The sequence below is a fragment of the Streptomyces sp. DSM 120436 genome, from assembly GCF_055778765.1.
Genome location: NZ_JBSKBS010000002.1, coordinates 936,887 through 952,146 on the forward strand (window position 1 = coordinate 936,887; position 15,260 = coordinate 952,146).

Here is a 15,260-nt window from a genome sequence, read left to right on the forward strand (position 1 = left end):
CACCTTGCAGATGCGTCACAATGAAGGAACGCGGGGTGAGCGTCCCCGCAGACGCCCGCCGCCGCGAGGGAGTGCACTCGGATGATCCGTTCCGTCCGCCGGACCGCCGGTGTCGCCGCCCTCGCCCTCCTCGCCGCCCCCGGGCTCAGCGCCTGCTCCTCGCCGGGGAACGGCGGCGGACGTCCGAGCGGCACCGTCACCGTCTTCGCCGCCGCCTCGTTGAAGGAGAGCTTCACGGCCCTGGGCGAGCGGTTCGAGGAGGAACACCCCGGCACCGAGGTGGTCTTCAACTTCAACGGCAGCGACTCCCTCGCCGCCGGGATCGTGGGCGGCGCCCCCGCCGACGTCTTCGCCGCCGCCAGCCCCGCCACGATGCGGCGCGTCACGGACGAGAAGCTCACGGCGGGCGACCCGGTCACCTTCGCGCGCAACCGCCCGGCCGTCGCCACCGCCCCCGGCAACCCGCACGGCATCGACTCCCTCGCCGACCTGGCCGCGCCCGGCCTGAAGGTCGTCCTCTGCGACAAGGCGGTGCCCTGCGGGGCCGCCGCCCAGAAGGCCCTCACGGCGGCCGGGGCCGAGGTCACGCCCGCCTCCTACGAGCAGGACGTGAAAGGCGCGCTGACCAAGGTGCGGCTGAAGGAGGCGGACGCCGCGGTCGTGTACCGCACGGATGTGAGGGCGGCCGGTGACACGGTGGACGGCGTGGACTTCCCGGAGGCCGCGCAGGCCGTCAACGACTACCCGATCGCCCGGCTGGAGGCCGCCCCGAACCCCGCGGCGGCCGAGGCCTTCGTCGCGCTCGTGACATCGCCGGACGGCCGGAAGGTGCTCGGCCGGACCGGATTCCTCGCGCCATGACCGCCGCCCGGGAAGCCGTCCGCACGGCGCGGCGGCCGCGCACCCCCGGCCGCGGTGTCCCGCTCGCCCTTCTCGCGCCCGCCCTGGCCGGCCTGGCGTTCCTCCTGGTGCCCCTGCTGGCCCTCGTCGCACGGGCACCCTGGCGTGACCTGCCCGAGCAGCTGACCGGCCCGGCGGTCTGGGACGCGCTGCGCCTGTCGCTGGTCTGCGCGACCACGGCGACCGCGCTCAGCCTGGTCGTCGGGGTGCCGCTGGCATGGCTGCTGGCCCGTACCGACTTCCCCGGGCGGAGTCTGGTCCGCGCCCTGGTGACGCTCCCGCTGGTGCTGCCGCCGGTGGTCGGCGGTGTCGCCCTGCTGCTGGCGCTGGGCCGCAACGGCGTCGTGGGGCGGTGGCTGGACGAGTGGTTCGGCGTCACCCTGCCGTTCACCACCGCCGGCGTCGTCCTCGCGGAGACCTTCGTCGCGCTGCCGTTCCTGGTGATCAGCGTCGAGGGCACGCTGCGGGCCGCCGACCCGCGGTTCGAGGAGGCGGCGGCCACCCTGGGCGCGTCCCGCTTCACCGCGTTCCGCCGGGTCACCCTGCCGCTGATCGCCCCCGGCGTCGCGGCCGGCGCCGTCCTGGCCTGGGCGAGGGCCCTCGGGGAGTTCGGCGCCACGATCACCTTCGCGGGGAACTTCCCCGGCCGCACCCAGACCATGCCGCTCGCCGTGTACCTCGCCCTGCAGAACGACCCGGCGGCGGCGATCGCCCTGAGCCTGGTCCTGCTGGCGGTGTCCGTCGCCGTGCTGGCCGCGCTGCGCGACCGATGGATGAGGACGGTCTGACATGGCGCCCGAGGAGATGCCGGAGCGTTCCGGGGGTCCCGCCGCCGAAGCCGCCCCCGCCGGGGCCCGCACCCCTGCCGGACGCGCCCCCGCCGACGGACTCGACGCCCGGCTGGTCGTGGACCGGGGCTCCTTCCGGCTGGACGTCTCGCTGCGCGCCGCGCCCGGGGACGTGATCGCGCTGCTCGGCCCGAACGGTGCCGGGAAGTCCACCGCGTTGCGCGCCCTGGCGGGCCTCGCCCCCCTCTCGGACGGCCACCTGAGGCTGGACGGCCGGGACCTGCGCGACGCGCCGCCCGAGGACCGTCCGGTGGGCGTCGTCTTCCAGGACTACCTGCTCTTCCCGCACCTGACCGCGCTCGACAACGTGGCCTTCGGGCCGCGCTGCCGGGGCGCCGGAAAGGCGCGGGCCCGGGCCCTGGCCGCCGAGTGGCTGGACCGCATGGGGCTGGCCGGCCACGCCGACGCCAAGCCCCGCCGGCTCTCCGGCGGCCAGGCACAGCGCGTGGCCCTGGCCCGCGCCCTGGCCACCCGCCCCCGGCTGCTGCTCCTGGACGAACCGCTGGCGGCACTGGACGCCCGGACGCGGCTCGAGGTCCGGACCGAGCTGCGGCGCCACCTGGCCGCCTTCGAGGCCGTGGCCGTCCTGGTGACGCACGATCCGCTGGACGCGATGGTGCTGGCCGACCGGCTCGTCGTCGTGGAGCAGGGACGGACCGTCCAGGAGGGCACGCCCACGGACATCGCCCGCCACCCGCGCACCGAGTACATCGCCCAGTTGGTCGGCCTGAACCTCTACCGCGGCCGGGCCGACGGCCACACGGTCCGGATCCCCGGAGGACCCGTCGTCACCACCAGCGAGGACCTGACCGGTCCCGTCTTCGTCGCGTTCCCGCCCGGCGCGGTCACGCTGCACGGGGAGCGCCCCGGCGGGACCAGCGCCCGCAACCTGTGGCGCTGCGAGGTCGCCGGCCTGGAGACCCACGGCGACCGGATCCGCGCCGAACTGACCGGTGAGCTCTCCCTGGCCGCCGACCTGACCACGGTGGCCGCCGCCGAACTCGACCTGCGCCCGGGCGCCCCGGTCTGGGCGGCCGTCAAGGCCACCCAGACCCACGCCTACCCGGCGTAGCCCCCGCCCGCGCGACGCGGTGACCGGTCGCCCGCGGGCGCGGGGGCGGGCCGTCAGGTCTCGCGGCCCGCCGCGGAGGCGAAGCCGAGCCAGGTGTGGCGGTTGCCCCACCAGCACCAGCCGACCTTCGGGGCGTCGCGCCGGTCCCGGCCGTCGCGGCCGGTGCCGTTGCTGATCCAGATCGCGGGCGTGCGGGCGTCGAACCTCCCGTTCGGCTTGCGCAGCCGGGAACCGATGGTCATGAAGCAGCGGTTGCGCTCCAGGGCCCCGGGCTGCTGGAGCACCCAGTGGATGCCCTCGCTGAGCAGCAGCGGGGTGCGGCCCTCCCCGGTGAGCGCGGGCAGGGCCTCCTCCGGGCTCCAGTCGGCCAGGTGATCACCCCGGTCGACACCCGCGACCGCGTAGAGGGGGGCGTCGGGCAGGTCGATCCCCTGGGGCGTGAAACGGTCGACGTCCGACATGTCCGTGACGACGAAGCCGGGCTTGCCGGCATGGCGCAGCAGCGGCGCGAGGACCGAGGCGGGAACACGGTCGGGGTGGAGGGCCAGCAGGGTGTCCCGGCCCGCCGCGGAGTGCCGTTCGGCGAAGGACCGGATCTCTCCGGCCGGTATCCCCGCCTGCGTGTGCAGGCCGAGCCGGATCAGGCGGTCGGCCTGGGCCGACAGCGGCGGCAGCGGGGCCGGCGGGCTGGGGGCGGTGGAGGGCGTGTCGGTCAATGCGTGCTCCTTGCCGGGGAGTCCTGGGCGGTAAGGGAGGCGGCGGAGGCGTTCGCCGGGGCGGTCAGGACGCGGCGGGGGCGTCGCCGCGGCTGCCCGTCTCACGGGCGGCGATCGCGCCGATCTCCGCGGGAGTGCCGGCCATGATCGTGCGCACGTGGCGGGTGATCACGTCGACGGGCCAGTCCCACCAGGCCGCTTCCAGCAGGAGCGCCACGTCCGCGTCGCTGTGGCGCCGCCGGATCGGACGGGCGGGGTTGCCGCCGACCACGGTGTACGGCGCCACGTCGGCCGTGACGACGGCTCCGGCGGCGATGACGGCGCCGTCGCCGATGCGCACGCCCGGCATGACGGTGGCCCCGTAGCCGAACCAGACGTCGTTGCCGACCACCGTGTCCCCGCGGCTGGGCATGGCGGTGACCAGATCGAGGGTCCGGTCGGTCCACTCCCCGCCGAACATGGTGAACGGGTAGGTGGACACTCCCATCGTCGGATGCCCCGCCCCGGCCATCAGGAAGCGGGTACCGGCGGCCACGGCGCAGAACCGGCCGATGATCAGCTTTTCCGGACCGTAGGCGTAGAGGACGTTGCGCCGCTCGAACTCCGTCGCCCCCTCGGGGTCGTCGTAGTAGGTGAACTCGCCCACCTCGATCGACGGGGAGGTGATCAGCGGCTTGAGGAACACGACGCGCTCGTGCTCCGGCAGCGGGTGCAGAACGGCGGGATCGGTCACGAGAGGCCCCCGTAGGACTGGTCGATTCTTACGTCAGTAGTAAAATTACCCTCTGCCCACAAAGAGCGTCAACAAAAAAATACCACCGTAGTAAGATTCGCCCATGAGCAGCCAACACGACAGCGCGTCGTCACGGTCCACGGGCGGCCTGCGCGAGGTCAAGAAGCAGGAGACCCGTCAGCACATCTCCGACCAGGCCACCCGTCTCTTCCTCCGACAGGGCTTCGACGCCACGACCATCGCGGAGATCGCCGACGCCGCACGCGTGTCGAAGAAGACGGTCACCAACTACTTCGCCCGCAAGGAGGACCTGGCCCTCGACCACCAGGACGCCTTCGTCGCGAGCCTGGCCTCGACGGTGGCCGCCCGGAGCCCCGGCGAGTCCGCCCTGGGCGCGCTGCGCCGCGCCTTCACCGAGGCACTCGCCGCCCACGATCCGGTGAGCGGCTTCACCGGCCCGGAGTTCGCCCGGATGGTGGCCGACAGCGCCACCCTCACCACCTGCGTGCGCGGCCTGCACGACCGCCGGGAGGAGGCACTGGCCGAGGCGCTCGCCACGGCCGAGAACGTGCCGGCCGACGACATCGTGGCCCGCACGGCCGCCGGCCTCCTGGGCGCGGTCCACCGTCTCCTGTTCCAGCGCATCCAGCAGCTCACCCTCGCCGGGCTGCCCGCCGAGGAGATCGAGGCGACGGTCGCGCCGGAGGCGACCCGCGCCTTCGACCTGCTGGAACCGTCGATCGGAACCCTCGGCACCGCCTGACGACCCCACGCCCCCCGTACTCCCCGGCCGGGCCCGCAGACGCGTGAGCGCCCGGCCGGGCATTCCCCGGCCGGGCCGCTCACGTGCCCCGACGGCACGGCTCCGCGTGCCGCGTCGGACACACGGGGCCGTGCTCCCAGGAGGGCGTCAGTCCTCGTACGCGTCCAGCGGCGGGCAGGAGCACACCAGGTTCCGGTCGCCGAAGGCCTGGTCGATGCGCCGCACCGGCGGCCAGTACTTGTCCGCGGCGTTCACGCCGACCGGGAAGACCGCCTCCTCGCGGCTGTACGCGTGCTCCCACTCCCCGCCGAGCGCGGCGGCGGTGTGCGGGGCGTTGCGCAGCGGGTTGTCCTCGGCGGGCCACGCGCCCGAGCCGACCTTCTCGATCTCCGCGCGGATGGCGATCATCGTCTCGCAGAACCGGTCCAGTTCGGCCAGGTCCTCGGACTCGGTCGGTTCGATCATCAGCGTCCCGGCCACCGGGAAGGACATCGTCGGCGCGTGGAAGCCGTAGTCGATCAGCCGCTTGGCCACGTCGTCCACGCTGACGCCGGTCGCCTTGGTCAGCGGACGCAGGTCGATGATGCACTCGTGCGCCACCAGCCCGCCGGGGCCGGTGTAGAGCACCGGGTAGTGCGGCTCCAGGCGCTTGGCGATGTAGTTGGCGCTGAGCACCGCCACCTGCGTGGCCCGCTTGAGGCCCTCGCCGCCCATGAGCCGGACGTACGCCCAGGAGATGGGCAGGATGCCCGCCGAGCCCCAGGGCGCCGCCGAGATCGGGCCGACCCCGGTCTCCGGCCCCGCCTCGGGCTGCATCGGGTGGTTCGGCAGGTACGGCGCCAGGTGCGCGCGGACGCCGACCGGGCCGACGCCGGGGCCGCCGCCGCCGTGCGGGATGCAGAACGTCTTGTGCAGGTTCAGGTGCGAGACGTCGCCGCCGAAGTGGCCCGGCTTGGCCAGGCCGACCAGGGCGTTGAGGTTGGCGCCGTCCACGTAGACCTGGCCGCCCGCCTCGTGCACCGCCGCGCAGATGTCGGCGACGTGCTCCTCGAACACGCCGTGCGTCGACGGGTAGGTGATCATCAGTACCGCCAGCTGGTCGCGGTACTGCTCGATCTTGGCGCGCAGGTCCTCGACGTCGACCTCGCCGTCGTCGGCGGTCTTGACGACGACGACCTTCATGCCGGCCATGACCGCGCTGGCCGCGTTGGTGCCGTGCGCGGAGGACGGGATGAGGCAGACCGTGCGCTGATCGTCGCCGTTGGCGCGGTGGTAGCCGCGGACGGCGAGCAGTCCGGCCAGCTCGCCCTGGGACCCGGCGTTGGGCTGGAGGGACACCTTGTCGTAGCCGGTGACCTCGGCGAGCCGCTCCTCCAGCTCACGGATGAGCGTGAGGTACCCGGCGGCCTGCTCGGCGGGCGCGAAGGGGTGCAGCTGTCCGAACTCGGGCCAGGTGACCGGCTCCATCTCGGTGGTCGCGTTGAGCTTCATGGTGCAGGAGCCCAGCGGGATCATGCCGCGGTCCAGCGCGTAGTCGCGGTCGGCGAGGCGGCGCAGGTAACGCAGCATGGCCGTCTCGGAGCGGTGCTGGTGGAAGACCGGGTGGGTCAGGAACTCGTCGGAGCGCAGCAGCGCGTCCGGAAGGGCGTCCCGCGCGGCGGCGTCCAGGGCCTCGACGTCGGCCTCGACGCCGAAGGCGCGCCACACGGCGGTGAGCTGGTCGCGGGTGGTGGTCTCGTCACAGGCGACGGAGACGGTGTCGGCGTCGACGAGACGCAGGTTCACACCGCGGTCGCGGGCGGCGGCGACGACCTCGGCGGCCCGCCCGGCGACCCGCACGGTGAGGGTGTCGAAGTAGGAGCCGTGGACGACCTCGGCGCCGCCGGAGCGCAGCCCCTCGGCGAGGATCGCGGCGTAGCGGTGGGTCCGGCGGGCGATGGTCCGCAGGCCGTCGGGGCCGTGGTGGACGGCGTACATGCCGGCCATGACGGCGAGCAGCACCTGCGCGGTGCAGATGTTGCTGGTGGCCTTCTCGCGGCGGATGTGCTGCTCGCGCGTCTGCAGCGCCAGACGGTACGCCTTGTCGCCGTCGGCGTCGACGGAGACGCCGACGAGGCGACCGGGCAGGCTTCGGGCCATCTTCTCCTGGACGGCCATGTAGCCGGCGTGCGGTCCGCCGAAGCCCATCGGGACGCCGAAGCGCTGCGTGGTGCCGACCGCGATGTCCGCGCCCAGCTCGCCGGGGGACTTCAGCAGGGTGAGGGCGAGCAGGTCGGCGGCGACGGTGACGAGCGCGCCCCGCTCGTGCGCCTGGTCGATGACCGGCTTGATGTCCCGGACGGCACCGGAGGCACCCGGGTACTGGATCAGGACGCCGTTGATCTCACGGCCGTCGAGCTCGGCGGGGATGCCGTCGGCCAGGTCGGCGACGACGACCTCCACGCCGGTCGGCTCGGCGCGGGTCTCGATCACGGCGATGGTCTGCGGCAGGGCGTCCGCGTCGACCAGGAACAGGCCCTTCTTGTTCTTCCCCATGCGCCGGGACAGCGCCATCGCCTCGGCGGCGGCCGTGCCCTCGTCGAGCAGGGAGGCGCCGGAGGTGGGCAGACCGGTGAGGTCGGCGACCATCGTCTGGAAGTTCAGCAGCGCCTCGAGCCGGCCCTGCGAGATCTCCGGCTGGTACGGCGTGTAGGCCGTGTACCAGGCGGGGTTCTCCATCACGTTGCGCAGGATGACGGGCGGGGTGAAGGTGCCGTAGTAGCCCAGGCCGATCATGGAGCCGAGCACCTGGTTGCGGCCGGCGAGGGCGCGCAGCTCGGCGAGCACCTCGGCCTCGCTCCGGGCGCCGGGCAGGTCCAGCGCGTCGGCGTTCTTGATCACGTCGGGCACGGCGGCGGCGGTCAGCTCGTCGAGCGAGCCGTAGCCCACCTGGGCCAGCATCTTCGCCCGGGCCTCGTGATCGGGGCCGATGTGGCGCTGCTCGAAGGGGATTCCCTGTTCGAGCTCGGAGAGCGGGGTACGGGGGGCAGTCATTGAGGAGGCCTCCTGGTCCGACGACCTTCGAGGGGCACCACGGCGCAGGTGCCCGGACGGCCTCCCCCTCTGTCATCTCAACCTGAGAGTTTCACCGGGACGCCGCGGGCGGTCCGGTTTTCACCGTCGGTGAGAGCGGAAGCCGTCGACACCCGCCCTGCTTTCCAGAGTGACCTCGTCCGTGCGGTACGTGTGCCTGAGAGATTCCGGGGAGGATTTGCTCCTTCGGCGCCTCCGGTGGTGCCTGGAGGACTCTCCCGCACGGGGTCAGCGGCCGTTGCCAGCGTACCAGCGGGGCCCCGACCCGTACTTTCGAGTGGCCGTTCCGCCGATTGTGCCTTTTTGTTGTGCTATCGCATGAGTTCGCGTCGAGTGGAGGGCCCGTGCAGACCGACATCGACCCGCGTCACCTCATCGGCCGCAAGGCGTACGACCGCAACGGCACCCGGATCGGCACGATCGACGAGGTCTACCTCGACGACGCCACCGGCGTGCCCGAATGGGCCGCGATACGCACCGGCCTGTTCAGCCGGGACGCCTTCGTGCCCCTGGAACCCAGCGAGCTGATCGACGGGGCGCTGCACGTGCCGTTCGAACGGTCCCTCATCAAGGACGCCCCCGACTTCGGCGTCGGCCGCCACCTGTCCCCGGAGCAGGAGCTCCAGCTCTACCACCACTACGGCCTGGACGTGGGCTCCCCTCCCCCGCTCCCCGACCGCGACTTCGGCAAGCTGGCGGGCCAGGAGGAACGCGGTTGACGCCACCGGGGGCGGCGGTCCCGTGAACCCTGTGCCGGGCCGGCCCGGAGCCCCGGCTCCCCTCACCCGGCCGGGCCACGGATGCGGCCGGAAGCACCGGGGCCGTGTGTGTCCGGCTCCCACGCCACCGCCACGAGCCGGGGCCCACCGCCCCGGCCGCGGGGCTCGCCGGGCCGCGCATCCTCAGGAAGCGCGGCCCCTGACCGCGAGCGGCACGGCGACTAGGCCCCCGCCTCGGTCACGCCCGGCGCTCCCTCGGGCCGGCGGCACCGGATGCACCCGGGCCGGGGCCACAGACGCCGGCAGCCGCCCCCCGACCGTCACGGCCCCCTCCATCCAAGCGCCCGGCGCACCGGACCCCGCTCCCTCGGGGGCACGACCCGGTGAACCGCGAACGTCACCGGCAACCGCGCCCCGTCCCCTCGGCCACGCGCGGCGGCCCTTCCACGAGCCGCAGCGGACCCGTCCAGCCCACGGGCCACGAATTGCCGTCTCCCGGCGACCGTCACCCATCCCGCACCCCAGCCGCCGGCCCCACCGTGACCGTCACGGCGACTGCGCCTCCGCCCCTTCCGCCAGCGGTGGTGGACTCGCCCAGCTCACGGACCGCACCTTGCCGCCTCCCCGCGACCGTCACCCATCCCGCACCCCAGCCGCCGGCCCCACCGTGACCGTCACGGCGACTGCGCCTCCGCCCCTTCCGCCAGCGGTGGTGGACTCGCCCAGCTCACGGACCGCACCTTGCCGCCTCCCCGCGACCGTCACCCATCCCGCACCCCAGCCGCCGGCCCCACCGTGACCGTCACGGCGACTGCGCCTCCGCCACCCCCGCCGCCTCGGCCACACCCGGTGGCCCCTCCACCAGCGGCAGCGGATCCGCCGGTTCCAATGCCGGATCGTCGCCCCGGAACGTCTTCACGCGGCCCGGCGCCGAGCCGGGTGTCTCGAAGCGGACGGTCACCCGGCCCAGCCCGCTGCCCTGCACCCACCCGTGCCCGTACTCCGCGTGCCGGACGTCGTGTCCGGCGGGCCAGTGCCGCTCGGCGGGGGTCTCCGGGCGCGTCTCGGGCGCGGCCTCGGGCTCCTCGCCCTCCGGTGCCTCCTCCCCCGCGCCCGTGGTGCCCGCCGCCTGGGCGAACAGGTCCTCCTGCGTGTAGTCGGCCAGCCCGCTGACCCCGACGCCGAGGAGCCGTACGCCGCCCGTGGTGTCCACCGAGTCCAGCAGCCGTGCCGCCGCCTCCCGGACGACCGCCGGGTCGTCGGTGGGGCCCCGCAGCGTTTCTGACCGGGTCAGCGTCGAGAAGTCGTACCGCCGCACCTTCAGGACGATGGTGCGTCCGGAGAGTCCCGCGCCGCGCAGCCGGCGCACGCAGCGGTCGGCGAGCCGCTTGACCTCCAGTCCGACCCGCACCCGGTCGTGGATGTCCACGTCGTAGGTGTCCTCGACGGACACCGACTTCGTCTCCCGCTCGGCGACGACGGGCCGGTCGTCGCGGGCCAGCGCCATCGCGTACAGCGTGTGCCCGTGGGCCTTGCCCAGCAGCCGCACCAGTTCGTCCTCGCCCGCCTCGGCGATCTCGCCGACCGTGTGGATGCCCGCCCGCCGCAGATGGTCACCGGTGGCGGGGCCCACGCCCGGCAGGACCCGCACCGGCATCGGTTCGAGCATCGCCCGCTCCGTCCCGGGCTCGATCACGACCAGCCCGTCCGGCTTCGCCTGCTCCGACGCGATCTTCGCCAACATCTTGGAGGCGGCGAGCCCCACCGAGCCGGTCAGCCCCGTGACCGCCCGGATGTCGGCGCGCAGCTTCGCGCCGGCCAGCCGCGCCGACCGCTCGTCCCACGCCGCGCCTCCGGCCTCCAGGTCCACGAAGGCCTCGTCGAGGCTGAGCGGCTCCACCAGGGGCGACAGGGCCCGCAGCAGCGCCATCACCTGGTCGCTGATCGAGCGGTACAGCGCGAACCGGGGCACCAGGTACGCGGCGTTCGGCGCGAGCCGGCGGGCCTGGGACATGGGCATCGCGGAACGGACGCCGAAGACGCGGGCCTCGTAGGAGGCGGTGGCGACCACGCCACGGGGTCCGAGCCCGCCCACGATCACGGCCTTGCCGCGCAGACTCGGTTTGGACGCCTGCTCCACCGAGGCGTAGAAGGCATCCATGTCGAGATGCAGGATCGTGGGAGCGGATCTCACGTCCCCGATGCTGCCCTACGCCACTGACAACGTGCTCGTCGGGTGGGCGCCGCGCGGCGCCGGCTCAGACCGCCCGGTTCCTGCGCCGGGCCAGCTCGTCCATCGGGTTGTGGCCGATCAGGGTCTCACCCGTGTCGACGCGCTCGCCGTGGAGCTGCGACAGCGCGCTCTCGACGTCGCGCCACACCACGCCCACGGCGATGCCGAAGACGCCCTGGCCGCCCTGGAGCAACGCGTGGACCTCGTCGGGCGAGGTGCACTCGTAGACCGTGGCGCCGTCGCTCATCAGCGTCATGCGTTCCAGGTCGCTGAAGCCCCGTTCACGCAGGTGCTGGACGGCGGTGCGGATGTTCTGCAGGGACACGCCCGTGTCCAGGAACCGCTTGACGATCTTCAGCACGACGACGTCGCGGAAGCTGTACAGCCGCTGCGTGCCGGACCCGTGGGCCGGGCGCACGCTCGGCTCGACCAGGCCCGTACGCGCCCAGTAGTCGAGCTGGCGGTAGGTGATGCCGGCCGCGGCGCACGCTGTGGGCCCGCGGTAGCCGATCTCCCCGGTCGCCATGGCCGCCGCCCCTCCGCCGCTCGGCACAGCCGTCGGCCGCTGCGGAGCGGGATCGATCGCACCACCACGCGCGGGATGGCCCCCGCCCGAGCGGAGCGGAGAGCTCTGGGGAGGATACGGCCCGCCCGCCCCGAAAACGCGTCCGGGGGCACCCCCAGCCGTACCGTCGCCGCTGCTTCTCACGCCGACCTCCGTCCTTGACCTGCCTCCTCGACGGTAGGCAGTCACCAAGGGTGCGTCAACGATCGCCACACTCGGCACGCCGAGTGATAATCACCCTAAGAGTGGTTTCCCGTGCCCCACCGCGGGGAAAGGCTAGCCGAATGCCCACGGCGCGGGCCGCGACCGCGGCGGGACCCCGGGGCCGGCTCACTGGTTGCTGGTCCCGAAGTCCTCGGGCGAGATCTGGTCGAGGAACTCGCGGAACTTCTCCACCTCGTCCTCCTGCTCGTCCGGAATGGCGATCCCGGCGTCGTCGAGCACCGTGTCGCTTCCGTAGATCGGGGTCCCCGTGCGCAGGGCGAGCGCTATGGCGTCGGACGGACGGGCGCTCACCTCGACCCCGCTGGCGAAGACCAGCTCGGCGTAGAACACACCTTCCCGCAGGTCGGTGATGCGCACTTCCGTGAGCTCCTGTCCCACGGCCTCCAGCACGTCCTTGAACAGGTCGTGGGTCAGCGGCCGTGCGGGCGCCATGCCCTGCTGGGCGAAGGCGATGGCCGTCGCCTCCCCGGGGCCGATCCAGATGGGGAGGTAGCGGTCGCCGCCCACTTCACGCAACAGCACGATCGGTTGGTTGGAGGGCATTTCGACCCGGACACCTACGACATCGAGCTCGTTCACACAGCAACCCTAGGCCGTGCCCGGGACGTTTGGGTAGTCGGGCCGGGATCAGGTGGCCGATCCGGCCGGGCTGTGCTGCCCTCTCAGGGCAGCCGCACCCCCAGCACCGACCCCACCAGCGCCGCGTGCAGCTTCGTCGTGAGGCCGGCCAGTTCCTTGGTGCGGTCCTCGGCGTGGGCCCTGGTCTGCGGGTTGCGGTGGCGCCGCAGCGGCGCGACGACCTGCTCCACCAGCCCGGCCTCCCGCTCGGCGGCCGCCTTCATGGCCCGCAGATGGCGCGGCTCGATCCCGTACCGCCCCAGTTCCGTGAGGAGACCGGCGACGGTGACCGCCTCCGCGTCGTACACGTCCTCACCCACCGCGGTGAGCAGTCCGTACGACTCCCACTCGGCGAGCCGCTGCTCGTCCACCCCGGCGGCGGCAAGCAGCTGGCTGCGCCCGATGCGGGCCGCCGTGGGCCTGTCCTGGGCGCACTCGGCGGGGTCCTCCCCGTCACCCGGACGGCTCAGCGCCGGCAACGGGCCGGCCTCGCCGCGCTCCATGGCCGCCAGGTGCTCCCGGATCACCTTGAGCGGCAGGTAGTGGTCGCGCTGCATGCGCAGCACATGGCCGAGACGCTCGACGTCCTCCGCGCTGAACTTGCGGTACCCCGACGGGGTGCGGCGCGGTTCGACGAGCCCTTCCGACTCCAGGAAGCGGATCTTGGAGATGGTGACCTCGGGGAACTCATCGCGCAGCACGTTCAGCACCGCACCGATGCTCAGCAGTCCGGTGTCCGTGGCGGCGGCGCCGTCGCCGGCACCGCCGCTCGGTGTTTGCTGCATGGACCCTTCCTGGAGCTCCCCGGGCCGTGCCCGGGGAGGGTCAGTAGCCCCGCTGGCTCGCGTAGAAGACCAGCCGGTACTTGCCGATCTGCACCTCGTCGCCGTTGGACAGGGCGACCTGGTCGATCCGCTCGCGGTTGACGTAGGTGCCGTTCAGGCTGCCGACGTCGGCGACGGTGAACGAGCCGTCCGGGCTGCGGCGGAACTCGACGTGACGGCGGGAGACCGTCACGTCGTCGAGGAAGATGTCGCTCTGCGGGTGACGCCCGGCCGTGGTCAGGTCGCCGTCCAGCAGGAAGCGGCTGCCCGAGTTCGGCCCGCGGCGCACGACCAGCAGGGCCGAGCCCACCGGCAGCGCGTCGACGGCCGCCTGCGCCTCCGGGGAGAGCGCGGGCAGCTGGGTCTGCCCCGTGGTCTCGGAGTCATAGGCCTCGAGACCGGAGATGGAGATCGTGGACGTCGTCTCGGAGGGACGCTCCGGGGTGACGCCCGGCTTCAGCGGCGCACCGCAGTGGGAACAGAAACGGCTGTTCTCCGCGTTGCGGTTGCCGCACCTCGAACACACCAGGGCCGACATGGACGGATCCTCCTGCCGCGGCTGCCCGCCGGGGGCGGGGGACGCGTACGGGTCGGAGTAGCCTCCGCCCGCACCTGGGCCCGACGGCTGTCCAGAACCTATGCCGCCCGACTGCGCAGGGTCGACGAAGGCCCCGCCGGCCTCGTCCCGGAACAGCGGACGCTGGTGTTCCGCACCGGGCTGTGCGCGGTGACGAGCGGTCGCGCTGTCGCCGTCCTCTCGCCGCGCGCGCTTGCCGAACAACTTCCCAAACAACTTCACGGGCGATTCCCCTTGACCGAAACAGACCCGCCCGTGGGGCAGGACGAACCCTGACTGAACACATTGGCCGACCCGGACATCCTCACAACGTCCGCCTCCGCCAGACAGTTTCCACCACGCACCACCCATTCGGTGCGCCGACCCCCCGCAACCTCATGCCCTGGCCGGACACCCCCCATGCACCCCCGGTTCACCGGGAGGACGACCGAGCGTAGTCAGGCCGCTCCGGCGCTCGCAAGGCGTCCACAACGATCTTGTCCGACCGCTCCACGGTAACGGTGGCCTGTTCTTTCTCAAGCGTCTGCACCACGCCTCCGGGGATGTTGAGCGCCGGTTCCAGGTCCTGCGGCTTGCCGATGACCTTGAAACGATACGGGGACTTGATCTTGTTCCCGTCCACGGAGACTCCGCCGTCCGCGTCCGACAGATACGTGCCGGCCACCACGCGCACCCCGTTCACCTGGATCGCCTCCGCGCCCGCGGCGCGCAGCTCCTGGACGGCGTCGAGCAGCATGTCCGACTCGACCATCCCCTTCGTGTCCTCCACGGTCATCTCGATGCCGGGCCCCTGCGCGGCCACGGTGCCCGCGAGGACGCCGAGTTGCCGTTCCTTCTCGATCGTCTGCCTGCGCGCCTCCTCGGCCTGGTCGGAGCTGTTCTCCAGCTCCTCCCGCTGCTTCTCGAGACCCTGCCTCTCGTCTTCAAGACGCTCGGTACGGTCGTCGAGTTCATCGAGGATGCGCACAAGATCCTCCTGGCGCGCGCCGCGCAGCGCACCGTCCGTGTCGCTGGTGGAGGCGACCTGGACGGCGAGACCGAACCCCAGTCCGAACAGCAGCAGGGCGACGATCAGTTGGGCCCGGGTCACGCGCGGCGGCCACAGCCCGTTCACGAGCCGCTGCCGCCCGGTCAACGCGGGCCCGCCCGGCTCGTCGGCGACGGGCTCCGCGGGCGCCTGACGCGGCTGGAACGCCTCGGACGGGTGGGACGCGGGGGGCACCTCGGTCCCGCCGTTCCTCACCGGCGCGGCCGGGGGCACCTCCGCGGGCAGTTCCCGGCGCAGCCCGGCCGGGGGCGGCGTGCCGGGGACGGACGCAGGCGTATGGGGGGCGGTCCGCGGCGGGGTCACCGCCGGGCGCGTCGTCTCGGGCTGTTCGCGCTCGCTCATCGGCC

At 73.2% G+C, this 15,260-nt stretch carries 14 protein-coding genes and 1 riboswitch; of the genes, 5 read left to right on the forward strand and 9 right to left on the reverse strand.

What is annotated here, in order from left to right; genetic code table 11:
• The first annotated feature begins 81 nt into the window (after positions 1 to 81).
• The 3 genes from modA to ACWH4W_RS26270 are packed head-to-tail and all read left to right on the forward strand — an operon-like array spanning position 82 to position 2,820.
• On the forward strand, positions 82 to 861 hold the full coding sequence (gene modA, locus ACWH4W_RS26260) for a molybdate ABC transporter substrate-binding protein (RefSeq protein WP_473078321.1): 780 nt from the start codon (positions 82 to 84) through the stop codon (positions 859 to 861).
• A complete protein-coding gene (modB, locus tag ACWH4W_RS26265) occupies positions 858 to 1,688 on the forward strand; it encodes a molybdate ABC transporter permease subunit (RefSeq protein WP_473078322.1) in 831 nt (276 codons plus the stop codon). Before modA ends, modB begins: the two co-directional genes overlap by 4 nt.
• Before the next feature lies 1 nt (position 1,689).
• Entirely contained in the window at positions 1,690 to 2,820 is a 1,131-nt protein-coding gene (locus ACWH4W_RS26270) for an ABC transporter ATP-binding protein (protein ID WP_473078323.1), read from the forward strand.
• Positions 2,821 to 2,873: 53 nt separating this feature from the next.
• Here the strand turns inward: ACWH4W_RS26270 and ACWH4W_RS26275 are convergent, their stop codons facing one another.
• Entirely contained in the window at positions 2,874 to 3,536 is a 663-nt protein-coding gene (locus ACWH4W_RS26275) for a DUF5701 family protein (RefSeq protein ID WP_473078324.1), read from the reverse strand.
• Positions 3,537 to 3,600: 64 nt separating this feature from the next.
• A complete protein-coding gene (locus tag ACWH4W_RS26280) occupies positions 3,601 to 4,269 on the reverse strand; it encodes a CatB-related O-acetyltransferase (protein WP_473078325.1) in 669 nt (222 codons plus the stop codon).
• A 103-nt stretch (positions 4,270 to 4,372) separates the two neighbouring features.
• Between ACWH4W_RS26280 and ACWH4W_RS26285 the strand changes: the two genes are divergently transcribed.
• Entirely contained in the window at positions 4,373 to 5,032 is a 660-nt protein-coding gene (locus tag ACWH4W_RS26285) for a TetR/AcrR family transcriptional regulator (RefSeq protein ID WP_473078326.1), read from the forward strand.
• A 147-nt stretch (positions 5,033 to 5,179) separates the two neighbouring features.
• Here ACWH4W_RS26285 and gcvP read toward each other — a convergent pair whose 3' ends face one another.
• Positions 5,180 to 8,065, reverse strand: a complete 2,886-nt coding sequence (gene gcvP, locus ACWH4W_RS26290) for an aminomethyl-transferring glycine dehydrogenase (RefSeq protein ID WP_473078327.1) — start codon at positions 8,063 to 8,065, stop codon at positions 5,180 to 5,182.
• Positions 8,066 to 8,239: 174 nt separating this feature from the next.
• Positions 8,240 to 8,335: riboswitch (glycine riboswitch) on the reverse strand.
• A gap of 113 nt (positions 8,336 to 8,448) precedes the next feature.
• Between gcvP and ACWH4W_RS26295 the strand changes: the two genes are divergently transcribed.
• The gene (locus tag ACWH4W_RS26295) at positions 8,449 to 8,823 is read left to right on the forward strand and encodes a PRC-barrel domain-containing protein (RefSeq protein ID WP_106415219.1); all 375 of its coding nucleotides are present in this window, start codon (positions 8,449 to 8,451) and stop codon (positions 8,821 to 8,823) included.
• Positions 8,824 to 9,625: 802 nt separating this feature from the next.
• Here the strand turns inward: ACWH4W_RS26295 and ACWH4W_RS26300 are convergent.
• The 6 genes from ACWH4W_RS26300 to ACWH4W_RS26325 all read right to left on the reverse strand — a co-directional run bounded on the left by ACWH4W_RS26300 (position 9,626) and on the right by ACWH4W_RS26325 (position 15,255).
• The gene (locus ACWH4W_RS26300) at positions 9,626 to 11,017 is read right to left on the reverse strand and encodes a DNA polymerase IV (protein ID WP_473078328.1); all 1,392 of its coding nucleotides are present in this window, start codon (positions 11,015 to 11,017) and stop codon (positions 9,626 to 9,628) included.
• 64 nt (positions 11,018 to 11,081) lie between these two features.
• Entirely contained in the window at positions 11,082 to 11,765 is a 684-nt protein-coding gene (locus ACWH4W_RS26305; RefSeq protein ID WP_473078329.1) for a MerR family transcriptional regulator, read from the reverse strand.
• 186 nt (positions 11,766 to 11,951) lie between these two features.
• Complete coding sequence (locus ACWH4W_RS26310) at positions 11,952 to 12,425, reverse strand: bifunctional nuclease family protein (RefSeq protein WP_004934251.1); 474 nt, start codon at positions 12,423 to 12,425, stop codon at positions 11,952 to 11,954.
• A gap of 83 nt (positions 12,426 to 12,508) precedes the next feature.
• A complete protein-coding gene (ftsR, locus tag ACWH4W_RS26315; protein WP_473078330.1) occupies positions 12,509 to 13,249 on the reverse strand; it encodes a transcriptional regulator FtsR in 741 nt (246 codons plus the stop codon).
• Between the two features lie 40 nt (positions 13,250 to 13,289).
• A complete protein-coding gene (locus ACWH4W_RS26320) occupies positions 13,290 to 14,216 on the reverse strand; it encodes an FHA domain-containing protein (RefSeq protein ID WP_473078331.1) in 927 nt (308 codons plus the stop codon).
• Between the two features lie 61 nt (positions 14,217 to 14,277).
• Positions 14,278 to 15,255, reverse strand: a complete 978-nt coding sequence (locus ACWH4W_RS26325) for a DUF881 domain-containing protein (protein WP_473078332.1) — start codon at positions 15,253 to 15,255, stop codon at positions 14,278 to 14,280.
• Positions 15,256 to 15,260: the final 5 nt, after the last annotated feature.

What these genes read in the sequence shown, in the direction of transcription:
- modA (WP_473078321.1), top strand. Translation starts at nt 82, where the DNA reads ATGATCCGTTCCGTCCGCCGGACCGCCGGTGTCGCCGCCCTCGCCCTC.
- modB (WP_473078322.1), top strand. Translation starts at nt 858, where the DNA reads ATGACCGCCGCCCGGGAAGCCGTCCGCACGGCGCGGCGGCCGCGCACC.
- ACWH4W_RS26270 (WP_473078323.1), top strand. Translation starts at nt 1,690, where the DNA reads ATGGCGCCCGAGGAGATGCCGGAGCGTTCCGGGGGTCCCGCCGCCGAA.
- ACWH4W_RS26285 (WP_473078326.1), top strand. Translation starts at nt 4,373, where the DNA reads ATGAGCAGCCAACACGACAGCGCGTCGTCACGGTCCACGGGCGGCCTG.
- gcvP (WP_473078327.1), bottom strand. Translation starts at nt 8,065, where the DNA reads ATGACTGCCCCCCGTACCCCGCTCTCCGAGCTCGAACAGGGAATCCCC.
- ftsR (WP_473078330.1), bottom strand. Translation starts at nt 13,249, where the DNA reads ATGCAGCAAACACCGAGCGGCGGTGCCGGCGACGGCGCCGCCGCCACG.
- ACWH4W_RS26320 (WP_473078331.1), bottom strand. Translation starts at nt 14,216, where the DNA reads ATGGGTGGTGCGTGGTGGAAACTGTCTGGCGGAGGCGGACGTTGTGAG.
- ACWH4W_RS26325 (WP_473078332.1), bottom strand. Translation starts at nt 15,255, where the DNA reads ATGAGCGAGCGCGAACAGCCCGAGACGACGCGCCCGGCGGTGACCCCG.